This is a genomic window from Streptomyces sp. NPDC026672 (genome assembly GCF_040638185.1).
Taxonomy (GTDB): domain Bacteria; phylum Actinomycetota; class Actinomycetes; order Streptomycetales; family Streptomycetaceae; genus Streptomyces.
Genome location: NZ_JBEZXS010000010.1, coordinates 233,564 through 255,950, shown reverse-complemented (window position 1 = coordinate 255,950; position 22,387 = coordinate 233,564). Strand labels below are relative to the sequence as shown.

23 protein-coding genes, 1 tRNA gene and 1 pseudogene are annotated in these 22,387 nt (G+C 74.2%); 11 read left to right on the top strand and 14 right to left on the bottom strand.

Annotated elements, in window-relative coordinates; translation table 11 throughout:
• Together AB0F77_RS14815 and AB0F77_RS14810 are read right to left on the bottom strand one after the other, a co-directional pair.
• The coding region (locus AB0F77_RS14815) for a rodlin (protein WP_361947088.1) at positions 1-377 on the bottom strand (377 nt) is incomplete at its 3' end.
• 220 nt (positions 378-597) lie between these two features.
• Positions 598-1,008 carry a rodlin gene (locus AB0F77_RS14810; protein WP_361947085.1) on the bottom strand — a complete coding sequence of 137 codons (411 nt, stop codon included), beginning with the start codon at positions 1,006-1,008 and terminating at the stop codon, positions 598-600.
• 262 nt (positions 1,009-1,270) lie between these two features.
• Here AB0F77_RS14810 and AB0F77_RS14805 point away from each other — a divergent pair, with 262 nt between their 5' ends.
• The 4 genes from AB0F77_RS14805 to AB0F77_RS14790 all read left to right on the top strand — a co-directional run bounded on the left by AB0F77_RS14805 (position 1,271) and on the right by AB0F77_RS14790 (position 5,073).
• Positions 1,271-1,684 carry a rodlin gene (locus AB0F77_RS14805; protein ID WP_361947082.1) on the top strand — a complete coding sequence of 138 codons (414 nt, stop codon included), beginning with the start codon at positions 1,271-1,273 and terminating at the stop codon, positions 1,682-1,684.
• 271 nt (positions 1,685-1,955) lie between these two features.
• Positions 1,956-2,207, top strand: coding sequence for a chaplin (locus AB0F77_RS14800; RefSeq protein WP_361947079.1), 252 nt, complete (start codon positions 1,956-1,958; stop codon positions 2,205-2,207).
• A 116-nt stretch (positions 2,208-2,323) separates the two neighbouring features.
• The gene (locus AB0F77_RS14795) at positions 2,324-3,637 is read left to right on the top strand and encodes a chaplin family protein (RefSeq protein WP_361947076.1); all 1,314 of its coding nucleotides are present in this window, start codon (positions 2,324-2,326) and stop codon (positions 3,635-3,637) included.
• Positions 3,638-3,975: 338 nt separating this feature from the next.
• Positions 3,976-5,073 (top strand): glycosyl hydrolase, encoded by a 1,098-nt coding sequence (locus AB0F77_RS14790; RefSeq protein ID WP_361947137.1) that lies wholly within the window; start codon positions 3,976-3,978, stop codon positions 5,071-5,073.
• On the opposite strand, the gene AB0F77_RS14785 is transcribed toward AB0F77_RS14790, so the two are convergent.
• The 8 genes and pseudogenes from AB0F77_RS14785 to AB0F77_RS14750 form a co-directional block, all read right to left on the bottom strand.
• Positions 5,070-6,170, bottom strand: coding sequence for a GNAT family N-acetyltransferase (locus AB0F77_RS14785; protein ID WP_361947073.1), 1,101 nt, complete (start codon positions 6,168-6,170; stop codon positions 5,070-5,072). The genes AB0F77_RS14790 and AB0F77_RS14785 overlap by 4 nt on opposite strands.
• Positions 6,167-6,814, bottom strand: a complete 648-nt coding sequence (locus AB0F77_RS14780) for a lipopolysaccharide biosynthesis protein (RefSeq protein ID WP_361947070.1) — start codon at positions 6,812-6,814, stop codon at positions 6,167-6,169. Before AB0F77_RS14780 ends, AB0F77_RS14785 begins: the two co-directional genes overlap by 4 nt.
• Positions 6,811-7,968, bottom strand: coding sequence for a glycosyltransferase (locus AB0F77_RS14775; protein WP_361947067.1), 1,158 nt, complete (start codon positions 7,966-7,968; stop codon positions 6,811-6,813). The genes AB0F77_RS14780 and AB0F77_RS14775 overlap by 4 nt, the downstream gene beginning before the upstream one ends.
• Positions 7,968-8,732 carry a polysaccharide deacetylase family protein gene (locus AB0F77_RS14770; RefSeq protein WP_361947064.1) on the bottom strand — a complete coding sequence of 255 codons (765 nt, stop codon included), beginning with the start codon at positions 8,730-8,732 and terminating at the stop codon, positions 7,968-7,970. The genes AB0F77_RS14775 and AB0F77_RS14770 overlap by 1 nt, the downstream gene beginning before the upstream one ends.
• Entirely contained in the window at positions 8,716-10,314 is a 1,599-nt protein-coding gene (locus AB0F77_RS14765; RefSeq protein WP_361947134.1) for a lipid II flippase MurJ, read from the bottom strand. Before AB0F77_RS14765 ends, AB0F77_RS14770 begins: the two co-directional genes overlap by 17 nt.
• Before the next feature lie 413 nt (positions 10,315-10,727).
• Positions 10,728-12,014: pseudogene (locus tag AB0F77_RS14760) on the bottom strand (O-antigen ligase family protein); the annotation flags it as partial.
• Positions 12,015-12,017: 3 nt separating this feature from the next.
• Entirely contained in the window at positions 12,018-13,448 is a 1,431-nt protein-coding gene (locus tag AB0F77_RS14755; protein ID WP_361947061.1) for a sugar transferase, read from the bottom strand.
• Positions 13,445-14,611, bottom strand: a complete 1,167-nt coding sequence (locus AB0F77_RS14750; protein ID WP_361947058.1) for a glycosyltransferase — start codon at positions 14,609-14,611, stop codon at positions 13,445-13,447. Before AB0F77_RS14750 ends, AB0F77_RS14755 begins: the two co-directional genes overlap by 4 nt.
• Before the next feature lie 452 nt (positions 14,612-15,063).
• On the opposite strand from AB0F77_RS14750, the gene AB0F77_RS14745 reads away from it, so the two are divergent.
• The 6 genes from AB0F77_RS14745 to AB0F77_RS14720 all read left to right on the top strand — a co-directional run bounded on the left by AB0F77_RS14745 (position 15,064) and on the right by AB0F77_RS14720 (position 18,925).
• Positions 15,064-15,303 carry a chaplin gene (locus AB0F77_RS14745; RefSeq protein ID WP_361947055.1) on the top strand — a complete coding sequence of 80 codons (240 nt, stop codon included), beginning with the start codon at positions 15,064-15,066 and terminating at the stop codon, positions 15,301-15,303.
• Positions 15,304-15,551: 248 nt separating this feature from the next.
• A complete protein-coding gene (locus AB0F77_RS14740) occupies positions 15,552-16,247 on the top strand; it encodes a hypothetical protein (RefSeq protein ID WP_361947052.1) in 696 nt (231 codons plus the stop codon).
• 223 nt (positions 16,248-16,470) lie between these two features.
• Complete coding sequence (locus tag AB0F77_RS14735) at positions 16,471-16,764, top strand: hypothetical protein (protein WP_361947049.1); 294 nt, start codon at positions 16,471-16,473, stop codon at positions 16,762-16,764.
• A 121-nt stretch (positions 16,765-16,885) separates the two neighbouring features.
• The gene (locus tag AB0F77_RS14730; RefSeq protein WP_361947046.1) at positions 16,886-17,386 is read left to right on the top strand and encodes a DUF5949 family protein; all 501 of its coding nucleotides are present in this window, start codon (positions 16,886-16,888) and stop codon (positions 17,384-17,386) included.
• A gap of 143 nt (positions 17,387-17,529) precedes the next feature.
• Positions 17,530-18,072 carry a tyrosinase family oxidase copper chaperone gene (locus AB0F77_RS14725; protein WP_361947043.1) on the top strand — a complete coding sequence of 181 codons (543 nt, stop codon included), beginning with the start codon at positions 17,530-17,532 and terminating at the stop codon, positions 18,070-18,072.
• Positions 18,056-18,925, top strand: a complete 870-nt coding sequence (locus tag AB0F77_RS14720) for a tyrosinase family protein (RefSeq protein ID WP_361947040.1) — start codon at positions 18,056-18,058, stop codon at positions 18,923-18,925. Before AB0F77_RS14725 ends, AB0F77_RS14720 begins: the two co-directional genes overlap by 17 nt.
• A 206-nt stretch (positions 18,926-19,131) precedes the next feature.
• Here AB0F77_RS14720 and AB0F77_RS14715 read toward each other — a convergent pair whose 3' ends face one another.
• Together AB0F77_RS14715 and AB0F77_RS14710 are read right to left on the bottom strand one after the other, a co-directional pair.
• Positions 19,132-19,425 carry a chaplin gene (locus AB0F77_RS14715; protein ID WP_361947037.1) on the bottom strand — a complete coding sequence of 98 codons (294 nt, stop codon included), beginning with the start codon at positions 19,423-19,425 and terminating at the stop codon, positions 19,132-19,134.
• Positions 19,426-19,566: 141 nt separating this feature from the next.
• Positions 19,567-20,526: a D-2-hydroxyacid dehydrogenase family protein gene (locus AB0F77_RS14710; RefSeq protein ID WP_361947034.1), complete on the bottom strand. Its 960-nt coding sequence runs from the start codon at positions 20,524-20,526 to the stop codon at positions 19,567-19,569.
• A 292-nt stretch (positions 20,527-20,818) separates the two neighbouring features.
• On the opposite strand from AB0F77_RS14710, the gene AB0F77_RS14705 reads away from it, so the two are divergent.
• A complete protein-coding gene (locus AB0F77_RS14705) occupies positions 20,819-21,331 on the top strand; it encodes a hypothetical protein (protein ID WP_361947031.1) in 513 nt (170 codons plus the stop codon).
• 34 nt (positions 21,332-21,365) lie between these two features.
• On the opposite strand, the gene AB0F77_RS14700 is transcribed toward AB0F77_RS14705, so the two are convergent.
• Entirely contained in the window at positions 21,366-21,986 is a 621-nt protein-coding gene (locus AB0F77_RS14700) for an alpha/beta hydrolase (RefSeq protein WP_361947028.1), read from the bottom strand.
• A 171-nt stretch (positions 21,987-22,157) separates the two neighbouring features.
• Positions 22,158-22,233 (bottom strand) — tRNA-Arg (locus AB0F77_RS14695).
• Positions 22,234-22,387 lie beyond the last annotated feature (154 nt).

Below are 22,387 nucleotides of genomic sequence, written 5' to 3'. Positions count from 1 at the left end.
GCCGAGATGTCGTCCAGGATGTGCGACAGCGGTTCGTCGCCCTTGGCCTGGGTCGAGTTCTCGACGCACTGCTGGTTCTGCGGCGACGACAGGACGTTGATGTCCTGCACGGTGACCGGGGTGCCACCGAGGACGGAGCCGACGTTCAGCTTCGCGGGCAGGCCGACGCACGGCTTGTTCAGCGAGCCCTGGACCAGCGAGAGCTGCGGGCTCATGGCACCGGCCGTGGCCGAGTTGCCGAACGACTGCGAAGCGCCGTTGCCGCTGGCGGAGGTGGTGCCGGTGTCGTCTCCGATGGCCAGGGCCTGGGGGGCGGCCGTGGCGCCGAGGCCGGCGACGGAAACGGCGAGAGCCGCGGTCGCCCACAGCTTCTTCATGATGATTCCCTTCGAAAGGCGGACTCCGGGGGAGGAGTTGCATGATCGTCAACGTGGCCGGGCGGGGCGGGGTTGCGGGCTGTGCCCCGTTCGGCGCAGCGCGGTCCGATGAGTCGACGAACGCTCCGCGTGACCCGTGCGCGGGCACGCGGAACAGCGGGCCGCCGAATGCGGGTGGCCCGCTGCGGGAGCCCGGAAAGGGCTCCGGACGGTGTCCTCGTCAGCGGTTGCCGGTACCGTTCCCGGACAGGGCCGAGATGTCGTCCAGGATGTGCGACAGCGGTTCGTCGCCCTTGGCCTGGGTCGAGTTCTCGACGCACTGCTGGTTCTGCGGCGACGACAGGACGTTGAGGTCCTGGACCGAGACCGGGATGAGGCCGGCGAGGGAGCCGACGTTGGCCTTCGCGGGCAGACCGATGCAGGGCTTGTTCAGCGAACCCTGGATGAGGGCCATCTGCGGGCTCATGTTGCCGTACGTGGCGGAGTTGCCGTAGGACTGCGCGGCGCCGTTGCCGCTGAACGAGGTGGTGCCGTTGTCGTTGCCGATGGCCAGAGCCTGCGGGGCGGCGGTGGCCGAGACGCCGACGACGGAGGCGGCGACAGCGGCAGCGGCCAGAACCTTCTTGATCACGTGCAATTCCCTTCAGAAGAAACCCCGTCCACCGGAGCGCCCTGGTCAACTGACCCCGGTCGGATTGGTTCCTGCCCTTCACTCCGACGGCCCACATTCCCGTCACACTCCCGAGCGTTCCGCCGCCCGGGGTTTCCGTGAATTCCGCGCCGCCGGGCGATCCGATCGGGTGACGGGCCGCAACCATTGGCCGTCCCGTCGGTTGATGCGGAAGCAGGAAAGTGCGTTCCGGCCGCGGGCCGGGACAGGAAAGGAAAGCGACATGCTGAAGAAGGCAATGGCCGTGGCGGCGGTCGCCGCGTCCGTCGTCGGTGCGTCGGCGGCACTCGCCCCGCAGGCGCTTGCCATCGGCAACGACACCGGCACCACCTCCGCCAGCGGCAACGCCGCCCAGGAGTCGTTCGGCAACTCGGCCACGGCCGGTGCCATGAGCCCGCAGGCCACCCTGGTGCAGAGCTCGCTGAACAAGCTCTGCGTCGGACTGCCGGCCAAGGCCGACGTGGGCTCGCTCGTCGGCGTCGTCGCTCCGGTCACCGTGCAGGACATCCCGGTCCTGTCGTCGCCGCAGAACCAGCAGTGCGTCGAGAACTCGACCCAGGCCAAGGGCGACGAACCGCTGTCGCACATCCTGGACGACATCTCGGCCCTGTCCGGGAACGGGGTCGGCAACGACTGAGCCTCGGCCTCCGGAGAACCGCCCGGGGCGCGCGCCGCGTTCACACGCCGGCGTCCGGGCGGTTTTCCCGCCGATTCCCTTCGGATCCTGCTTTCCGCCACTCAGGCGAATCGTTTGCCCTCTGTGTGTCAGTTCTGTGAAGGCGAACGAGTGAATTCCCGTGCGGCCTGCGTTCCGTAGTTTCTCCGCCGTCTATTCCTCGTTCTACAGCCTGCCGGTCATGGTGCGAGCCACAAGCTGTGCTCGCTCGGTTTCGGCCGTCAATAGGGGCATGACCGCAGAGAAGGGAAACTCCATGAAGAAGAGCGCTGCCGTCATCGCGGGCGCCATTCTGGCTCTGGGCGGTGCCGCCCCGGCCTTCGCGGACTCCGACGCCGAGGCCGCCGCCTTCGGTTCCCCGGGCGTGCTGTCCGGCAACGTCATCCAGCTGCCCGTCGAGATTCCGGTGAACGCCTGTGGCAACACCGTGGACGCCCTCGCGCTGCTGAACCCCTCGTTCGGCAACGCCTGCGTCAACGACTGACGACACGGCACATCACCAGCCTCCGGCTGAGCACAGGCCGGCCCCGGACCGTCGATCCTTCGATTCTGCGTTCCGGGGCCGGCCTTCCCACTTCTTCAAGCAGGAAGACCACGAGATTGCGACAGACCCTGAGCAGAGGAATGGTCGCGGCCGTCGCCGCGACGAGCATCCTGTCCCTGTACGGCAGCCCCGCGCTCGCCGACGTGGACGCGGATGCGGCCGCCAAGAGCTCGCCCGGCGTCGCGTCCGGCAACAACGTCCAGGTGCCCGTGCATATGCCGGTGAACATCTGCGGCAACACCGTCGACGTGGCCGCCGCGCTGAACCCGTCGTTCGTCAACTCCTGCCTCAACGGCGACGCGGGGGCACGGCCGAGCGACGAGGACACCAGGAGCACCGGGAACACGACGAACACCGAGAGTGCGCAGAGCGACAACAGCGACAACAGCGACGAGAGCGACGAGAGCGGCAAGGACTACGAGGACACCGACGGACCGACCCGTCCGCACGACACGTCGTACGGTGACTCGGACTACGGGTCGGACGACGACTCCGCGTACGGCGACAGCGGGTACGGCAAGTCCGAGCAGGACAAGCCGGAGTACGGCGAGTCCGAGCACGGCAAGTCCGAGTACGGCGACTCCGGGTACGGCGAGGCCGAGCAGGAGAAGCCCGAGTACGGGAAGTCGGAGTACGGCGAGTCCGGGTACGGCAAGTCCGACGAGGACAAGTCCGAGTACGGCAAGCCTGAGGAGGACAAGTCCGAGTACGGCAAGCCTGAGGAGGACAAGTCCGAGTACGGCAAGTCCGAGCAGGACAAGCCTGAGTACGGGAAGTCCGAGGAGGGCGAGTCCGGGTACGGGAAGTCCGAGCAGGGCAAGTCGGAGTACGGCGAGTCCGGGTACGGGAAGCCCGAGCAGGACAAGCCTGAGTACGGCAAGCCCGAACACGGCAAGTCCGAGGAGGACAAGTCGGAGTACGGCGAGTCCGGGTACGGGAAGCCTGAGGAGGACAAGCCCGAGCACGGCAAGCCCGCGTACGGTCACGATTCCGAGTACGGCAAGTCCGAGGAGGACAAGCCCGAGCACGGTGACTCCGGGTACGGTCACGATTCCGAGTACGGGAAGCCCGAGTACGGCGAGTCCGAGCACGGCAAGCCCGAGGAGGGCAAGCCCGAGCACGGTGACTCCGGGTACGGCAAGCCCGAGTACGGCAAGCCTGAGCACGGCAAGCCCGAGTACGGTCACGACTCCGATTGCTCGTCGGCGTACGGCGACTACTGCGAGAACACGCCCCCGTCCGCCGGTTCGCCGCCGGAGCTGTCGCACACCGGTAGCGGGGCGATGCTGGGGGCGTCCGCCGCCAGCGCCGTGCTGATCGCGGCCGGGATGCTCCTGTACCGGCGGGCCCGAGCCGTGTCGCGCCGGTGACACGCCGGGTGCCGGACCCCAGTGCCCGGCACCCGCCCCTCAACGCCGGGCCCGCACGCGTCGTCCCCGCGGACCCGGCCTTCGTGCGTCCGGCCCCGGTCGCCTCGCCCGCGCTGTCCGTCGCCCTGGGACCGGCCCCGTTCGCCCACCCGGGTCCGCGTGTGACCCGAAAGCCGTATCCGCGTTGGCGGAGCGCCCCCGGATGTGACTGAGTGTCAGTACCGGCGTGCCGCGAGCGGTGGGCAGTGGAGGGAGGAACGGGTGTGGGTGGACGACAGCGTGGGGTTCGGGGGGTGCGACGGGGTGTCGTCGCGCTGGCCGTCACCGTGTCCCTGGCCCTGGCCGGACCGGGATTCGCCGCGGGACCGGTCACGAAGGCCGACCCGCCCCCGCCCTTCGGCGCCTACCTCGACTACGGCCCCCTCGGCGTCGCCCGGATCGCCCGGCTCAGCGAATGGCTCGGCGGCACCGAACTCCGCGTGGGCCACACCTATCTGCCCGGCGACCGCTGGCGCAACATCGAGGGTGCTCCCGGCTTCCTCGACGGGTGGGCGGACTGGCGGCGCGAGCGGTCCGACCGGATGCTCGTCCTCAACGTGCCGATGCTGGAGCGCAACGAGGACCACCTCTCCGACGCCCAGGTCCGCACGCTGCTGCGCCAGGGCGCCCAAGGGCAGTTCGACCAGCACTTCCGCGCCCTCGCCGAACGGCTGGTGCGGCTGGAGGTCCCCGACACCGTGCTGGTCCTCGGCTGGGAGATGAACGGCGTCACCTACACCCACCGCTGCGGCCCGGACCCGGTGGCCTGGAAGGCGTACTGGAACCGGATCGTCACCACCATGCGCGCGGTGCCCGGCCAGCGGTTCCGCTTCGACTTCGCGCCGAGCCGCGGCCGGGACGCCGTCCCGTGGACCGAGTGCTACCCCGGGGACGACACGGTCGACGTCGTCGGCATGGACTCCTACGACCAGCCGTCGGGGCTGACCTTCGACGAGCAGGTGACGGAGCCCTACGGCCTCCAGGCGCAGGTGGACTTCGCCAAGGCCCACAAGAAGCCCGTCTCGTACCCGGAGTGGGGCCTGTTCCGCAACGGCGACAACACGGAGTACATGCGGCGCATGCTCGCCTGGATGGACGAGCACCGGCCGCTCTACAACACGCTCACCGACTACTGCCCGCACGGGGTGTGGCTGTGCGCGCAGAACCCGAGGGCGTCGAAGATCTACCGCTCGGTCCTCTCCGGCCGCACGGGCGAACCGGCACCCACGCCGACCCCGACGCCCACCCCAGCCCCGGTCCCCGCGTCCACGGTTCCGGCGACGTCCGCCCCGGCGCGCCCGGCCGGCTGCACACCGCTGGACCTCGGGGACTGGGTCGAGCACTGGCTCGGCGGAAGACTGTGCCTCCGCTTCGACTGGTGGTCACGCGACCGCTAGGGCACCTCCGCGTGCCGCAGTGCCTCCCTGCCCCGACGGCGTGCCGTCGCGCCGCCCAGCGCGGCCCACAGCAGCGGGGCGGTGGGCCGCCGGGCCAGCAGCACCCGCCGGCTGACGACCGGTTCGGGACGCCAGTGGTGCTTGTACGGCTCGTCGCCGCGCAGCAGGCTCAGCGTGCCGCGCCCGCGCGCGTGCTCCGTACAGGCGTCGAGCAGCATCACGGCCACGTCCGCCTTGCGCTCCCGCAGCACGGGATGCGCGCCGTACAGATAACCGCCCGCCAGGCCCGCCGACAGCAGGGTCAGGTCGACGGCCACCACCTCGCCGTCGAGCCGGAACTCGGTGACCACCGCGTCCCCGCCGCGCACCATCGGCCCCACCGCGCGCACCAGGTGCTCACGGAAGCGGGGCCGGAGGTGTTCGGTCGTCACCCTCCGGTCCCGCCACTGCGCCGCGTGCAGATCGAGCAGCCGGGCGAGCGCCCCGTCCACCTCGTCGGGGCGTACGGTCCGCCGCCGCACCCCCAGCGCGTCCAGCTTGCGCAGCTTGGCCCGCACCCGCTGGGCCTTGCCCGACGGCAGCCGGGACAGCAGCCCGGCCATGGGCACGGCCGGCAGCTCCAGGCACGGGGAGTCCGGCAGCAGACGGCTCGGCCCGCGCCAGCGGTCGTGGATCCGTTCCACCGCGCCGCCCGGCCGTACCTCGCGGAAGTCGATCAGGGCGGTGCGCGCGGCGGCCCACAGCGCCCCGGCCAGCGCGTCGGCGGCCGGCTCGGCGCGGTCGTCGTCCAGCAGCACGTCCGTGTAGTCGGAGATCGTGCCGCCGAGCGGCACCAGCGCGGGCACCGGACGGTGGACCAGCATCAGCGGGGCGGCGGCGACCAGGTCACCGCCGGCCCGCACCAGCACCAGCCGCAGCCGGCCGGGGACGCCGTACGACCGCCACCAGGAGTGCAGCCAGGCGTGGCTCTGGAACGGGGTCGCCGTGCCGCAGCCGCGGCACAGACGTTCCCAGGCGGGACCCAGTCGCCCGAACTCGCCCTCGTCGGTGACGAGTTCGCCGGTGAGCGCCGGCCGTGCGGCGCAGGTCGCCGTCACAGCTGGCCGTGGGCGTCGGCGGCGACGGCCGGACCGGGCACCGTCGCCGGGCGCACCGGCTCCCACGGCGCGCGCCGGGGCCGTACCAGCAGCGCGAGGCCGCCCAGCAGCCCGCCCGCGCTCGCCCCCACCAGTCCGGTCACCGCGGCCGACGCCGAGGCCGGGGCGGTCGGTCTCACCGCGCGGGAGAACTGGAGCAGCCCGACGTGGGTGCTCGACCTGGTGGCATCGGCGTGCCGGGTCAGCGAGCGGGCCACCGCGTTGGCCATGTCGGCCGCGACGCCGGGGCGCGCGGAGCTGGCCGAGACGGCGACCATGGGCGCGTCCGGCGAGGTGGCCGTCCGCACGCTCGACTGGAGGGTGCGCACCGGCACGCCCGCCCACTCCTGCGCGTCCCCGAGGACGGCGAGCTGGGTGGCGATCCTGCCGTACGCCTGGGCGAAGCCGAGCGCCGCCGCCGGGTCGGCCCCGTCGGTCGGTACGGCGACGACATAGCTGGTGGCCGTGTAGGTGGGCGTCTTGGACGTGCCGTACGCGCCGCCGAGCAGACCGCCGGTGAGAACGCCGGCCGCGAGCAGCGACCAGGCCGGGAGACGGCGGGCGAGGCGGAACGGGAGGTGGAGTCCGGTGGGTTTCTCGGTCATGGCGAACTGACTCTCCGGTCGGATCGGGACGGCGGGGCGGTGCCGGCCAGCGCTGCCGTGTAGACCTCCATGAGCCGGGCGGCGCTGCGGGCGATGTCGTAGTGGCGGACGGCGTCGGGGGCGGTGCGCGGGCCGGGGGCGGTGGCGCGGGCCGCGGCCAGGGCGCGGGCGTAGGCGGCGGGGTCGCACGGCACGCGGTGGGCGTCGGGCGCGGCGCCGGGCGGCAGGTCCTCGATCGCCGGGCAGGACGTGTAGCGCACGGGAAGCCCGGCCGCGAGGGCCTCGACGGCCACGAGCCCGAACGCCTCCTGGGGCGACGGCGCGGCCAGCACGTCCATCGCCGAGGCGAGCGCGGGCAGGTCGGGGCCGGGGGAGCCGTCGGGGAGGTGGGGGCGCTCCCCGGCGAACAGCACCCGGTCGGCGACACCCGCCTCGCGCGCGGTGCGGCGCAGCGCTTCCTCCTGCGGGCCGCCGCCCACCAGCAGCAGCCGGCAGTCCGGGGGGAGCACGGCCAGCGCCTCCACCAGGACGTCGAAGCGCTTGCCGGGGACGAGCCGTCCGACGCCGCCGACGACGTACGCGTCCTCGGGCAGGCCCAGCGCGCGGCGGGTGCGCCGGCGCAGCAGCGGGTCGAAGCGGAAGCGGGCGGCGTCGATGCCGTTCGGTACGACCTCGATGCGCGGCCCGGGCACGCCCCAGCGCTCCAGCCGCGCGGCGACCGTAGGGGAGACGGCCACGGTGGTACGGCCAAGGCGCTCCCCCGCGAGGTACAGCGCGCGCACCCCTGCGGTCAGGGCGCGGCCCTCCATCTGCGAGTCGCCCAGGGAGTGTTCGGTGGCGACGACCGCACGCACCCCGGCGAGCCGGGCGGCCAGCCTGCCGTACAGACAGGCCCGGTACAGATGGGTGTGCACCAGGTCGTAGCCGCCGCGGCGGACGAGCCGGGCCAGGCGGGGCAGCGCGGCCGGGTCGCGGTTGCCGCGCATGCCGAGGTGGACGACCCGCACTCCGTCGGCGGCGAGCCCGTCGGCGACCGGGCCCGGGTCGGTGAGCGTCACCACGTCGCAGGACAGCGGCAGATGGCGCAGCAGCAGCCGCAGTTGCTGCTCGGCGCCGCCCACACCGAGTCCGGTGATCACCTGGAGGGCCTTCATCACAGCCCCGCGACGGGTCGGCGGCGCAGCCGGTGCAGCCGGTGCTTGAGGAACAGCCGCACCGCCGTGTCCCGCTGGTCGACGTGGACACGGGGCAGGGCGTGCGGACCGGTGAGCGGGCCGGGGTCGATGGCGCAGGCGTAGCGGTACCCGGCGGCGCGCACCGCGTCGATCGCGCGCCGGTCCACACGGCCGTACGGGTAGCAGAAGCCGCCCGCCTCGGTGCCGGTCACCTCGGTGAGCAGCGCGCGGCTGTGGGCGACCTCGGCCTCCAGGGTGGTGTCGTCGGCCGTGGTGAGGTCGACGTGGGTCAGACCGTGCACGCCGATCTCCACCCCGGCGTCGGCCGCGCGCCGCACGCCGTCGGCGGTGAGCAGCGGCTTGCGCGGGCCGAGCGGGTCCCAGGCGTTGTCCCCGCCGAGCCGGCCGGGCAGCACGAACAGGGTCGCGGTGCAGCCCCGGCGGCGCAGCACGGGCAGGGCGCCGGTGAGGAAGTCGGCGTACCCGTCGTCGAAGGTGAGCCCGACCAGGCCGTGGCCCCGGCCGCGGGCACGGGCGGCGAGCAGTTCGGTCACGGACACGCCCCGCAGCCCGCGCCCGCGCAGCCAGCGCAGCTGTCCGTCCAGGCGGTCCGGGGTGACCGTGATGCGGTAGGGGTCGTCGGAACAGTCGCCCACCGAGTGGTACATCGCCACCCAGGGGACCCGGCCGCGGACGGGAGCGCCCGTGGCCCTGACGGAGGTGTGGTCAACGGAAGAGGCCATGCGCGACCCTTCGTGAGACGGTGCGGACGGAACGGAGCGCGGGGGCGAGGCCCTGGACGCCCGGGGCCGGGCCGAGCAGGACGAACACGGCGGTCACGGTCGCGCCCCCGACGGCGAGCCCCAGCACGGGCGACTCGGCGCGGGAGGCGGCGAACGCCCCGGCGGCGGTCGCGAGCACGGCGGCCCGCAGCGGGCGGCTGAGCTCGCGCAGGACGTGCCGGGTGCGGATCGGGACGGTGCGCGCGCCCATGCCGCGCAGCAGCAGGGCGGCGGTGACGGTGATGCCGGCGGCGTTGGCGGCGGCGATCCCGGTGACGCCCCACGGGCCCACCGTCCAGGCGCCGAGCCACGACGTGACGACGACGCCGGCGGTCATCGCGCCGACCGGGTACCAGGAGGCGCGGCCGGCCGAGAAGTACGAGCGGACCAGGGCGCCCACGAGAGTGTGGCCGAGCAGTCCGAGCGTGTACACCCGCATCACACCGGCCGTCGCCGCGGTGTCCTCGGCGGTGAACGCGCCGCGCTGGAAGAGGAGTTCGACGATCTGCGGGGCGCAGGCCAGCACGGCGGCACCGCCGAGCAGTACCAGGCAGCAGGCCAGCGCCAGGTCCCGTTCCACCCGGGCGCGGGCCCGCTCGGTGTCGCCCTCGGCGAGGGCGCGCGCCACCACCGGGAAGGTGACGGTGCACACCATCAGCGACAGCGTCATCGGGATCTGGGCCACCTTCTGGGCGTAGTTGAGGTGGGAGATCGCGCCCGCGGGCAGATGGGAGGCGAGGAAGCGCTCGATGAGCACCTGCGACTGGCGGCACAGCGCGAACAGCAGCACGGTGGTGATCAGCGCGACGTCCATCGGGTGGGCCGCGGCGGTCCGCTCCTCGGCTACGGCCGTGGGCCGGGCGTACAACTGACGCCACAGCGACGGCAGTTGTACGGCGACCATCAGCAGGCCGCCGGCCGCGACGCCCAGCGCCGCCGAACGCACGCCCCAGCGCGGGCCGAGGACGAACATCGCGGTGATGATGCCGGCGTTGTAGGCGACGTAGATCGCGGCGGGGGCGAGGAAGCGGCGGTGGGCGCGCAGGGCCGCGCTGCAGTAGCCGGCCAGGCCGAAGCTCACCACACAGGTCGCGGTGATCCGGGTGCAGTCCACGGCGAGGTCGGGGTCGGGCAGTCCCGGCGCCAGGGCGGCGACGAGCTGTGGGGCGAGCGCGGCGACCAGCGCCGACACCCCGACGAAGGCCAGTACGAGCCGGGGGAGCGTGCCGGCGATCAGGGAGCGCACCGGGTCCCCGGGGACGCCTCGGGCGCGGCGGGCCAGGGCCAGGCTGAACGCGGGGATCAGCGCGAAGGCGAGGCCGTCCTCGATGAGCAGGGTGGCCGCGAACTCCGGTACGGTCCAGGCGATCAGGAAGGCGTCGGTGTCCCGGCCGGCCCCGAACAGCCGGGCCAGCGACTGGTCCCGCACCAGCCCGAGCACGGCCCCGGCGACCGACAGCGACGCGGTGACGAGCGTCGCCCTGGCGAGGAACCTTCGGGAGACCGGCGGCAGTTCACCCTCCCCGACGCGGGCCCCCGGCACGGTGACCGGAGCCTCACCCCCCTCCGGCACCACACGCTCCCGCCCCCACGACGCCCTCACGACCCCACCCCTTCCGCGGAACCCCGACCGGCTTCCGGACACGCGGCGTCGGCCGCGGCACCGGGATGCGTCGACGGGTCCCGGCGGCCCGTGGCGGTGCGGTCGGCGAACGCCGTGGCGCCGGTAGGTGTCGCGCCGTCGCCCTCCGATGCGTTCCGGCCGGTCGACGCGGGGGCGGGGTCCTGCGCCCTTCCGCCGAGGCAGGGGCCACCGGATGCGGCCACGCGGTCGGTCCCGGCGGCGGGTGTGAAGCCCGGGGCGGGGTTCGGGGCGGTGTGCGGGTGGTTGTCGTCGCCGTCGCCACCGGAGGCGCCCTTGTGGCCGCCGTCGGGGGACATGCCCCCGGGGGTGTCGCCCAACAGGGCCCACCAGCCCGCGAGGCCGAGGCAGACGCCGGTCAGGACCGTGGAGGGGCCGCCGATGTCGGCGTACCCGAAGTCGGTCAGCAGCCACACCGGCAGACCGCACGCCACGAGGGCCACGTCGGGGCGGTCGCCCCCGGCCCGGACCCGCCGCAGCCGGTGCACCGCGCACACCAGCAGCGCGAGCCAGCCGCCCGCGAGGGCCAGCAGACCGATCAGCCCCTGCTCCCCGAGGACCAGCAGGTACATGTTGTGCGGGGACAGCAGCGGCTGCCGGCGGAAGCCCGCGCCCGCGCCCCCCGTGTCGCTCCCGGAGGACAGCGCCAGCGAGGAGTGTCCGTCCCGGTACTCCGGGAACCCCTTCAACCCGACCCCGGTCAGCGGGTGTTCGCGCCACATCCCGGTCGCCGCCGCCCACATCGTGTACCGGTCGGTCACCGACCGGTCCGGCGCGTCCGCGACCCGGGTGATGCTGCTGATCCGCTCCTGGAGCATGGCCGTGCCCACACCGAACCCGCCCACCAGGACCACGCCCGCCGCGAGCGCCGCCGCCCCCACCTTCAGGGCGCGCCGCACCCCGGCGAGCAGCAACTGGACCACACAGGTCACCGCCGTCGCGATCCAGGCGCCCCGGCTGAAGGACAGCGCCAGCGGCAGCAGCAGGGCGAGCGCGCACCCGGTGGCCACCGCGCGTTGCCGCACCGACGCCCGCCCGAGCGCCACACCGACCGCGCAGACCAGGCCGAGGGAGACCACGGTCGCCATGCCCATCACGTCCTGCGCCCCGAACGTGCCGACCGCCCGGATGTCCTCGCCCTGGTAGGAGGCGCCGGTCCCGGTGACGTACTGGTGCACGCCGAGCGCCCCCTGCCACCCCGCCAGCGCCACCAGCGCCCAGGCCACCAGCCGGAAGTCGGTCCGGTCGCGGACCAGCAGCAGCACGGCGGCGGGCACGAGCACGAACACCTGGAGGTAGCGGCCGAGCCCGGCCAGCCCCGCTCCCGGCGAGGGCGCCCCCACCGCGGCGAGCGCGAGCCCGACGACCGGCAGCCCGAGCACCACGGCGGCCCGCACCGGCAGGGGCCGCCGCCGCTGCCGTACGAGGCGCAGCGCGCAGAGGCCGACGGCCAGCGCGGAGACCACGTCGGCCGGGCCCGCTCCGCCGTCGCCGCCGGGGGCGAGCGGCAGCGCGAGCAGCGCGACGACCGCCACCACGGGCAGCACAGGACCCAGCCGGACGACGGCCCGGCGGGTGGGCGGGGGCAGGACGAGGCTCATGGGTCAGCTCCCCGTGGAACGCACGAGCGCGGCCGCCGTGCGCAGCAGGATGCAGACGTCCTGCCACAGCGACCAGTTGTCGATGTAGGCGTTGTCGAACCGCGCCCGGTCCTCGATCGAGGTGTCGCCGCGCAACCCGTTGACCTGCGCCAGCCCGGTGATGCCGGCCCGCATCCGGTGGCGGGCCGCGTAGCCGGGGTGGGTCTGGCTGAACTGGGCCACGAAATAGGGGCGTTCGGGGCGCGGGCCGACCAGGCTCATGTCGCCGCGCAGCACGTTCCACAGCTGGAGCAGCTCGTCGAGCGAACTGCGGCGCAGGAAGCGGCAGAACGCGCTCATGTCCCGTGCGCCCGCCACGCTCCAGCGGGTGGCGGCCTCGTGCTCGTCGACCGGGCGGTGCGTGCGGAACTTCAGCAGCGTGAAGGGCCGTCCGTCCTTGCCGATGCGCTCCTGCCGGAAGACCACGCCGGGCCCGTCGGTCAGCCGCAGCACCGCCGCGCACCCGAGCAGCACCGGGCCGCTCAGCACGAGGAGCGCCCCGGACACCAGCACGTCCAGCACCCGCTTGCCCGCGCTGCCCCGCTGCCGCGTCCCGAGGTCCAGCGGGCGGCACGAGAACCCGGCGAGCCTCGCCGGAGAGGCGTGCGCCGGCACGTCCGCGTCGACCTCCCACACCGCGCACCCCGACTCGGCCAGCGCGCGCAGCAGCGGGCCCTGCCGGGTGCGGACGGCGGGGGAGACGGTGAGCACCGCGCGCACCCCGTTCTGGATCAGCGCCCGTTCGACCTCCTCGCCGGTGGTCAGCACGGGCGGGCCCTCGGGGTGGCCGCCGTCGTCGTGCCGTTCGGCGACGATGCCCACCGGGCGCACCCCGCAGCCCGGGTGGCGCAGGACGGCGGCGGCCACCCGGCGGGCGGTGCCGGCCGGGCCGATCACCAGCGCGGCGCGCGGGCGGCGCAGCAGCGCGAGCCGCCGCCGTCGGCGCACCAGCCCCCGGCCGGCGCAGGCCGCTGCGGTGTGCAGCGCCCAGCCGGTCAGCAGGGTCCGGGCGGCCAGCGGGTACCCGGGGGCGCACGCGGCGACGAGCGCGGCGAGCGCCAGCCAGACCGCGGTGATCCGGCCGCAGACGGCGGGCAGTTCGTCGAGGACGTCCGTCACCTGCCGGTCCGCGCGCGGGCGCAGCACCAGCGCGCCCGACACCAGCAGGGCGGCCACGAGCGGGCGGTGCCCCTCCGCGACCGGCACGGCGGCGCCCGTCAGGGCGGCGGCCAGGTCCGCGGCGAGCAGCGGCACGGGGGACGGCGGGCGCGCGGGCGGGCGCCGCAGCGGGAACCGGAAGCCGTCCGCGGGGCGTGGCGGCATGACCGACACGGCCGGGAATCCGTGGTCCCGTGGCTGCGGGCCGGGGGAGGGGACGGTGCTTTCCGCGGTCACGGGTGAACGGGCTCCCTGCACTCGGAGGACATGGCAGGCCGGCCGCCGAGGAGGTCGCGGTACAGGTCCGCGACCGCCCCGGCCGTGTGCCGTACGTCGTGCGTGGACAGGACGTGGCGCCGGGCCCGGTCGCCGAGCCGGGCCCGCAGCGCGGGGTCGAGCAGCAGCCCCGTAACGGCGTCCGCCAGCGGACCCGGCGCCCCGGGCGGGACCAGGCAGTGCGCGGCGAGCGCGGTCGGCAGGCTCTCGCGGGCGCCGTCGACGTCCGTGACCAGCACGGGCCGCCCGCAGGCCATGGCCTCCAGCGGGGCCAGCGCCATCCCCTCCCAGCGGGAGGGCAGCGCCACCAGGTCGGCGGCCCGGTACCAGGGCACGGCGTCGGACACGGCGCCCGCGAAGAACACCGCGCGCGGGGCCCGAGAGCGCAGCCGCCCGCGGTCGGGTCCGTCGCCGACGAGCACGAGCCGCGCGTCCGGCACCCGGTGCAGTACGGCGTCCCAGGCGTCGAGCAGGACGTCCTGCCCCTTCTGCCGGCACAGCCGGCCCACGCACACCACGAGCGGCGCGGCCGGGCCGACGCCGCCGGGCAGCAGGGCGCGGGCCCCGGCCGCGGGAGCGGGCGAGAAGCGTTCCGTGTCGACGCCGTTGGGGATCACGCTCCAGCGGGCGTCGATCCCGGCGCGCACCCCTCTGGTCCGCTCGGCCTCGCTCACGCACACCACGCGCGCGGCCCAGCGGGCGCCCCACCGCTCCCAGTTCAGGGCCAGCGCCGCCGTCGCGCCGCCGACGGCCTCGAACGACCAGGCGTGCGGCTGGAACACGGTCGGGACGCGTCCGCGTGCCGCGAGCCGCCCGGCGAGCCCCGCCTTGGCGCTGTGCGCGTGCACCAGGTCGGGCCGCACCTCGCCGATCAGCCGGACCAGCCGCCGTACCTCGCCCGCCAGCGCGGGACCCGGTGACCGCGTCGCCCGCCACGTCCGTACGTCCGCGCCCAGCTCCCGTGCGCCGGTGGCCAGTTCACCGCCCGGGGCGGCGACCGTGACGCGCAGGCGCGCCGCGAGCTGGGCCCGGGTCAGATCGAGGACGACCCGGGCGACACCGCCGTCGACGGGCTGCGCGAGGTGGAGGACCCGGGGCCGAGGGTCGGTTGCGGAGTGGTGCATACGGCGGGTTCCTCGCTCGGGGGCGCTCGTGAGTGCGGGTGGGTACGCGCCTCGCTACTGGGCGTCTGGGGCGCCGTGCTGCGCGCCGGTCCACGCCGTGTCGCGCTGGGAAACGAGCCGGTGGCCCGACTGGTCACCGCCGTCTCGCGGGGCCGTGGGCCGCGGCTGAGCAGGGAAGGGGCGCATGACCGGCGTGCTCCTTTCGACGAGGCGGCGGAGAGGCGGAGCGAATGGTTGTGATTGCCCGGATATAGGAGTGTTTGCCGGGAGCCGCAACTCTAGTCGGCATTCGGAGTGATCCGGGGAGGCGGACGAGTGTGTCCGACTCGTGAAGGGCGGGTCCCTCCGGGAGATCACCCCATTGGCGGCACAACCCGCGGGAGCGCCACGCGTTGACACAGCGCCGGGCATCCCGCCCGGATGTCTGTGTCGATTCCAAGGAGCACCTCTCCATGTCGCGTATCGCCAAGGGCCTCGCCCTGACCACCGCTGCCGTCGCGGTTGTCGCCGGGGGCGCCGGCATCGCCGCCGCCGACAGTGACGCGTCCGGCGCTGCCGCCAACTCCCCGGGCGTGCTGTCGGGCAACGCCCTCCAGGTCCCGGTCCACGTGCCGCTCAACCTCTGCGGCAACACCGTGGACGTCATCGGACTGCTGAACCCGGCGTTCGGCGGCGCCTGCGTCACCGACTGACGACGCGGCACATCCCCTCGGCCGGCCGTCCTCCCGCGTTGTTCGTGCGGAGGGCGGCCGGTTCGCGTTACCTCGAACGGGGGGTGGCGCGGGCGATTCGGCGAGGCGTCCTTGACAGGGCGTCCCACCAGGCACGATGCCAAGACCGCCGGGAACGGGCCGGGACGGGGAGCGAGCGAGCGGTTGCAGACGGCGACGGGCGATTGAACGGTGGGCTCACGATCCGTGGTTCACCGAAAGGAACACCCATGCGTGGTCTGCCCGTACGGCGTCTCGCGTCCACCGCTCTGTGCGCCTCCCTCCTGGTCGGCCTCGCCGGGCCGGCCGCCCTCGCGTCCGACTCGGCGAGGGAGCACTCACGCGCGGAGACCCGTGCGCCCGTGCCCGGCGCGGACGCGCTGCTCGCCCAGACCAAGGCCCTGGGCGACCTCGCCTCCCTGCTCACCCCGGTGACCGACCTCCTCGAACAGGCGCTCGCGAGCGGGCAGATGACGCTGGAGGAGGCCCAGAAGCTGGTCGACGCCGTGAAGGCGGTCATCGCCCGGCTCACCACCGGCGTCCCGGCCACGCCGCCCGTCGCGGTCCCGGAGGTACCCGCTGTACCGGCCGTCCCCGCACTGCCCGCCGTCCCCGCTCTGCCGACGGTCCCGGCCCTGCCCGGGGCGGCCTCCCTCAAGCACGGCGAGCCGGCCAAGGCGCCCGCCGCCAAGGACCTCGCCGGCGACGCGCTCGCCGCGCTCCAGAAGGCGGTCGACGATCTGCTCGCCGCCGTCACCTCCGGCGACGTCACCCAGGTGCTGCCCGCCGCCACCGCCGTGGTGACCGGCCTCGTCAACTACGTCGCCGCCACGCTGCTCGGCGGCGGCCTGCCCGCGCCGAACCTGCCGGGGCTGCCCGGCCTCCCGGTCCCGTCGCTGCCGGTGCCGCTGCCGACCACCTCCTGACCCGGGTCCGCGCGCGGACCCCGGCGAACGGCCGTCGGGCCGGTCACCTCACGGTGGCCGGCCCGACGGCCGTGTCATGTCGTGTCCTCCCGGTGTCTCGGCGGCCGGCGTGCCGGGGATCTCATATGTCTTGTGCACACGGGGTTTCCCGGCCGGGGCGAAGTTCGTTGAACAGCGCGCCAGGTCCTCCCGAGGCGACGCGAGTCGCCGAGAAAGGAACACGATGAAGTCCCTGAAGGCCGCCGCCGTCGTTGCCGGTTCCGTGGCGCTCGCCGGCGTCGCCGCGCCCGCGTTCGCCGCCCACAGCGCCGCCGACCTCACGCCCTCCAGCCTCAACGGCGCCGTCGACACGCTCACCAGCACACCGCTCACCCTGGACGACGTGATGCCGCTCCAGCACCAGTCGAACGCGCTCGACACCGAGAACAAGGACTCCGTGCTCCACACGGTCAAGGGCACGACCGGTGCGCTGAACCAGCACGCCCCGCTGCTCGGCGGACTCCCGCTCCAGAGCTGAACCCGGGCCTGTTCGAGGGACGCCGCGCGGCGTCCCTCGTTCGGGTGGCCGGGCCGTACGCCGTCCCCCGGTCGGGTGAGCACGCCCCGGGCCGCCCGCACGCCCGTCGTAGGGTCGCGCGGTGACCTCAACGCCAAGCACCACCCGTCCCTTCCGCATCGCCGACCTGGGCACGCTCGTCGTACTGGCCTGGAGCGGCGAGGCCCCCGACGGAACCGACATGCCGTACCTGCTGGCCTACTCCCTCGGGGACGCCGAGGGCGGCCCGGAGGTGACGTCCGCGGCGGTCGCACAGCTCCTGGAGAACAATGGGCTGCCGGTCGGCGGCGACCTCGTCGACGGCAAGAGCCGGCCCAGCCTGCCCGTCACCCTGCTCGTCGAGGCCGGGCAGGCCGCGCTCAGCCTGCCGCCGCTCAACGCCCAGTGCCCCGCCCCGCCGGAGTGGCTCGCCGCCGTCGCCGCACGCGGCTACGCCTACCTCGTGTTCACCACCCGAGCCTGGCCCGCGGCCCGCCCCGGCACCCCCCTCGCCCCGGAGGCGCTGGCCGCCTTCGCCGGTGCCGAGGAGACCCTGACCGCCGCCGCGCACGTCGTCCTGCCCGCCCGCAGCCTGCGCGCCTGACGACCGGCACGGCCGCCCGGGCACCTCTACGGCCGGGTCGCCTCCGTACGCCCGGACACCTCCGTATGGCCGCTCCCCGGTGACCGCCCGGCCGTCCGGGCGGTTACCGCTACGGACATCCGAACCGTACGGAGGAGTGAGCCATGGCCGTTGACGCAGGCGGAGTGCCCGTGGGAGCCGAGCGGGGAGCCGGCGAAGGGGGAGCTGGCGCGGGACGAGTCGGTGCTGAGGGAAGAGACGCGGCGAGGGGCGGCCCCCGGGACCGTACCCGGCGCGAGGCCGGACGCCGGCTGATCGGCGCGTTCGCCGCGCTGGCCCTCGCCCCCCTCGTGGCCGCGTCCCGGCCCCCGAGGCCCGCGGGGGAGGCGGCGGGCCCCGACACGGTCTTCGCCGAGACCTACCAGGGCCACCGCATCCAGGGCTTCCTCGTCCCCGCCGAGGACCAGGCCGCGGGCGAGGGGGAGTGGCAGGTCACCGTGGACGGCCGGCCGCTGCACCTGATGCGCCGGGCCGACGGCACCTGGCTGACCATGCTCGACCACTACAGCTCGTACCGCACCCCCCTGGAGGCGACCCGCGCGGCCGTCGACGAGATGGGCCCCGGACAGCGGCTGCGCGACCTGGCCCCCGGCCCCATGGACGAGGGCCACGCACACATGGGGGGTCGCCATGCCGTACGTGCGTAAGAACGTCGGCGCGCTCACCCGCGGCGAGCGGAAGCGGTTCGTGGACGCGCTCCTGGAGCTCAAACGGCGGGGCGAGTACGACGAGTTCGTGCGCACGCACGTCGACTTCTTCGTCGGCGACGGGGACAAGGGGCTGCGCGCGGCCCACATGGCGCCGTCCTTCCTGCCCTGGCACCGCAGGTTCGTGCTGGAGCTGGAGCGCGCCCTGCGTCGCGTCGACCCGTCGGTGACCGTGCCGTACTGGGACTGGACCCGGGACCGCACGGCCACCTCCGTGCCCTGGACCGCGGACCTGCTCGGCGGCACCGGGCGCGGGTCCGACCACCGGGTCACCACGGGCCCGTTCGCCCACGCGACCGGCAACTGGACCATCAGGGAAGGCATCACCGACGGGGAGTACCTCACCCGCGACCTGGGCCGTTCCCGCTCGCCGATCCAACTGCCCACGGCGGCCGACCTGAAGGGGGCGCTGGACGAGCCGGTCTACGACGTCTCGCCCTGGGACTCGACCGTCACCAAGGGCTTCCGCAACAGGCTGGAGGGCTGGGGGAAGGGCAGCGGCAGCGCCTCCTGGCTCAACCACAACCGGGTGCACCGGTGGGTCGGCGGGGCCATGCTCACCGGCGCGTCCGTCAACGACCCCGTCTTCTGGCTGCACCACGCCTTCGTCGACCTCCAGTGGTCGCGCTGGCAGGCCCGCCACCGCGAGCACCGCTACCTGCCGGCACGGCCGCCCGGCCGGGGCAGCGCGCAGTACGGGCGGGTCGTCGCCCGGAACGAGAAGCTGCCGCCCTGGAACGACGTGACACCGGACCAGTTGGAGGACGTCAGCCAGGTCTACCGGTACGCCTGACGGTCTTCGCGTCCTGCTCCTGTCAGGGGGAGACCGGGGGTCGGAGTCCGGTGCTCGGGAAGGGGTGGGCCTGCTCGGGGAGGGGGCGGAGTCGGGCCCCCGGGAAGGGGTTTCCGGTATGGGGCCCTCGGGAGGGGGCTTCCGGTAAGGGCGGAGCCCCGGCGCCGGTCGCGTCGGGGCTCCGCGGAGGTGGGGGTGCGGCCGGGTCAGCTGCCGTAGCCGGAGCCGTTGGCCGAGGGCGGCGTGGCGGCCTCGTTCTCCCCGGCGTCGACGCAGGCGTTGCCGAACGCCGGGTTCAGCAGGCCGACGACGTCGACGGTGTTGCCGCAGAGGTTGACCGGCACGTTCACCGGAACCTGGATGGCGTTGCCCGACACCAGGCCGGGCGATCCGACGGCCGCACCCTGCGCGTCCGCGTCGGCCAGGGCCAGACCGGCCCCGCCGAGAACCACGGCTCCGGTGCCGAGAGCGACGGCGGCTGCCTTAGCCATGCGAGACATCACGTTCTCCTTCATGCTCGGGGAGCGCGACGGCAGATCCAGCCGCCGCACTTCCCGTTCAACGCGACGCCCCGGTGCCGGTCACGGCGGCACGGTATGGATCACCCTTATTGAACAGCGAGGTCCACCGCACGGTGGGGCTCAGGGCAGCCGGCGTACCGGGGAGCCCGCGAGGAACGCCCGGATGTCCTCGACCGCCTGCCCGTAGTACGTCGCGTAGTTGGCGCGTGAGACGTAGCCGAGGTGAGGTGTCGCGAGGAGGCGGGGCGCGGTGCGCATCGGATGGTCGGCGGGGAGCGGCTCGATGTCGAAGACGTCGACCCCGGCGCCCGCGATGCGCCCCGCGTGGAGCGCGGCGAGCAGCGCGTCCTGGTCGACGACGGCCGCGCGGGAGGTGTTGACCAGATAGGCGGTCGGCTTCATCAGGGCGAGTTCGGCGGCACCGATCAGCCCGCGGGTGCGTTCGCCCAGGGCCAGGTGCACGGAGACGAAGTCGCTGCCGGACAGCAGTTCCTCCTTGGACGCGGCCAGTTCGACACCCACCTCCGCGGCGCGCTCCGGGGTGAGGTTCTGGCTCCACGCGCTCACCCGCATCCCGAAGGCGAGACCGACGCGCGCCACGAGGGAGCCGATCTTCCCGAGGCCGAGCAGCCCGAGCCGGCGGCCGTGCAGATCGGCGCCGACGGTGGACTGCCAGGGCCCGCCGGAGCGCAGCGCGGTGCTCTCCTCGACGAGGCCGCGGGCGAGGCCGAGCAGCAGGGCCCAGGTCAGCTCGACGGGCGGGGTGGAGCTGCTGGCCGTACCGCACACGGTGACGCCGTTCGCCTCGGCGGCGGCGTAGTCGATGACGGTGTTGCGCATGCCGGACGCGACGAGCAGCCGCAGCCGGGGCAGCCGGGCCAGGAGGGAGGCGGGGAAGGCGACGCGTTCCCGCAGGGTGACGACGATGTCGAAGCCGACGAGCGCCTCGGCGAGGGCGTCCTCCCCGTCGAGGTGTTCGCGCAGTGGGACGACCTCCACGTCCTTCTCCAGCACACCCCAGTCGGCCGCCCCGAGGGCCGCCCCCTGATAGTCGTCCACCACAGCACACCGGAGCCGCACGCCGACCCTCCTTCCTCCAGCGGGCGACTGTACTCGCGGGTGCGGGGGCCGGGGCGGGGGTGTTTCCGGGGACGGGGCCGGGCGGGTGCGCCCGCGGGCATGGGCGCCGACGGGGGTGCCTCCGGGGACGGGGCGGGTGCGCGTGCCTCTGGGCAAGGGGGCGGGCGGGTGTGCATTTGAGCAAGGGGGCGGGCGGGTGTGCCTCCGGGCAGCGGTGCCGGGTGGGCCGTCGGTCGGGGCATCCGACGGATTCCGGGGCCGGTGACCGGGGCCGACCGCTAGGGTCGCGTGCATGGGTGCCACGACCGCCGCCATGGTCACTGCCGTTGTCGGAGTGCTCGGTACGCTCATGGCGCCTGTGATCACGACGTGGACGACGAAGCGCCGGCAGGTGGAGGAGAGGCGGGCCGAGGACAGGCGGCGGGTCTTCGAGGAGCGCCGCGCCGCGTACAGCTCGATGAACCGCGCCTCCCGCCACTTCCACACCATGCTGAAGGACGCCCTGCACCGCATGCGGGACGGTGTCTACACCGACGACGACCGCGCCCAGGTCGAGGAGGCCCGGCGGGACTACCGGGACCGCTACGCCGAGGCCCAGATGATCGTGCCCGAGGCGGTGCTGAGGGCGTCCCGCGAGCTGAACGTCGTCCTGGCCGCGATCGACGCCACCGCCAAGCGCATGGACCGGGGCCTGGCCCGGGACGGGGAGAGCGCGGAGCAGGCGCTCGTCGACCTGAGGGCAGCGGAACCCGCGCTGACGACGATGCGCCGGATCATGCGGGAGAGCCTGGGCGTGACCGACTGACCCGGTGCCCCGTGTCGAGACGGCGCGCTGCTCGTCAGCGCAGGTCCCCGAGGCCCTTGGGGTACTCGATCAGCCGGTCGACCAGGTCGACGGGGCGCGACAGCGCGACGAGGTGACCGCCGGGGATCTCGTCGGCGTTGATTCCGAGGCGGTCGAGGGCCACTCGGCGCTGGAACTCCAGGGGGAAGAACCGGTCTTCGGTCGCGGCGAGCACGCGAGTGGGCACGTCCGGCCGGCGTTCGACGCCGCAAGGCTGACCGAACGCGACGTCGGCCTCGGGCCGGTCGTGTGCGGCGCCGGCGGCGGCGACCTCGGCCGGCACGTCGTGCAGGAAGTAGGTGGCCGGGTCGAACTCCGTGCCGTACCCGCCCGCTTCGGCCGCCGCGACGCGGGCCGCCGGCGCTCCGGTGTTCTCCCACCACTGTCCCGGCGTCTCGCCCGGCAGCGGGATCATCGCGTTGACCAGCACCAACAACTCCACTCGCACGCGAGCGCAGACCATCGCAGCGGTGAAACCCCCCATCGACTGGGCCACCAGCACCACGTCGTGATGGCCGCCGATCGCGTCAACCACCGCGTCGGTGTACTCGGGCAGCCCCCGCGGATTCGTCGGCGCCGGGCAACTCGACGGCGACCGCCTCGTGCCCCCTGGCACGCAACTCGGCCACCACACGATGCCAGTGCGGTCCCGCGAAGATCAGGAGGCGGGGGACGAGCGCCCGGGGACGATCATCGGCGCATCGACTTCGCCGCGGGGGCACTCCACAGCGGTATCGACCTCTTCCTGGCCGACCAGCAAAAAGCCCTCCCGAGAGAGGGCGGAGACTGGCGCCCCCGGCAGGACTCGAACCTGCGGCCAAGCGCTTAGAAGGCGCCTGCTCTATCCACTGAGCTACGGGGGCCGGGTGTGTGGCCTCGTTCGTGGTGCCCGGGTGTGGGCCGATCCGTGACGTTGCCGGGGTCAAGGATAGGGCTCCCGCATCCTTGACCCTGTTGCTTCGCCTCCGTACCTCAATGTGGAGGTTCGGTGAAGCGGTCCTGATAATCGCAGGCAGG

What these genes read in the sequence shown, in the direction of transcription:
- AB0F77_RS14705 (WP_361947031.1), top strand. Translation starts at nt 20,819, where the DNA reads ATGGGTGCCACGACCGCCGCCATGGTCACTGCCGTTGTCGGAGTGCTC.
- AB0F77_RS14770 (WP_361947064.1), bottom strand. Translation starts at nt 8,732, where the DNA reads ATGGCCTCTTCCGTTGACCACACCTCCGTCAGGGCCACGGGCGCTCCC.
- AB0F77_RS14725 (WP_361947043.1), top strand. Translation starts at nt 17,530, where the DNA reads ATGGCCGTTGACGCAGGCGGAGTGCCCGTGGGAGCCGAGCGGGGAGCC.
- AB0F77_RS14745 (WP_361947055.1), top strand. Translation starts at nt 15,064, where the DNA reads ATGTCGCGTATCGCCAAGGGCCTCGCCCTGACCACCGCTGCCGTCGCG.
- AB0F77_RS14775 (WP_361947067.1), bottom strand. Translation starts at nt 7,968, where the DNA reads ATGAAGGCCCTCCAGGTGATCACCGGACTCGGTGTGGGCGGCGCCGAG.
- AB0F77_RS14805 (WP_361947082.1), top strand. Translation starts at nt 1,271, where the DNA reads ATGCTGAAGAAGGCAATGGCCGTGGCGGCGGTCGCCGCGTCCGTCGTC.
- AB0F77_RS14720 (WP_361947040.1), top strand. Translation starts at nt 18,056, where the DNA reads ATGCCGTACGTGCGTAAGAACGTCGGCGCGCTCACCCGCGGCGAGCGG.
- AB0F77_RS14800 (WP_361947079.1), top strand. Translation starts at nt 1,956, where the DNA reads ATGACCGCAGAGAAGGGAAACTCCATGAAGAAGAGCGCTGCCGTCATC.
- AB0F77_RS14750 (WP_361947058.1), bottom strand. Translation starts at nt 14,611, where the DNA reads ATGCACCACTCCGCAACCGACCCTCGGCCCCGGGTCCTCCACCTCGCG.
- AB0F77_RS14740 (WP_361947052.1), top strand. Translation starts at nt 15,552, where the DNA reads ATGCGTGGTCTGCCCGTACGGCGTCTCGCGTCCACCGCTCTGTGCGCC.
- AB0F77_RS14780 (WP_361947070.1), bottom strand. Translation starts at nt 6,814, where the DNA reads ATGACCGAGAAACCCACCGGACTCCACCTCCCGTTCCGCCTCGCCCGC.
- AB0F77_RS14735 (WP_361947049.1), top strand. Translation starts at nt 16,471, where the DNA reads ATGAAGTCCCTGAAGGCCGCCGCCGTCGTTGCCGGTTCCGTGGCGCTC.
- AB0F77_RS14715 (WP_361947037.1), bottom strand. Translation starts at nt 19,425, where the DNA reads ATGTCTCGCATGGCTAAGGCAGCCGCCGTCGCTCTCGGCACCGGAGCC.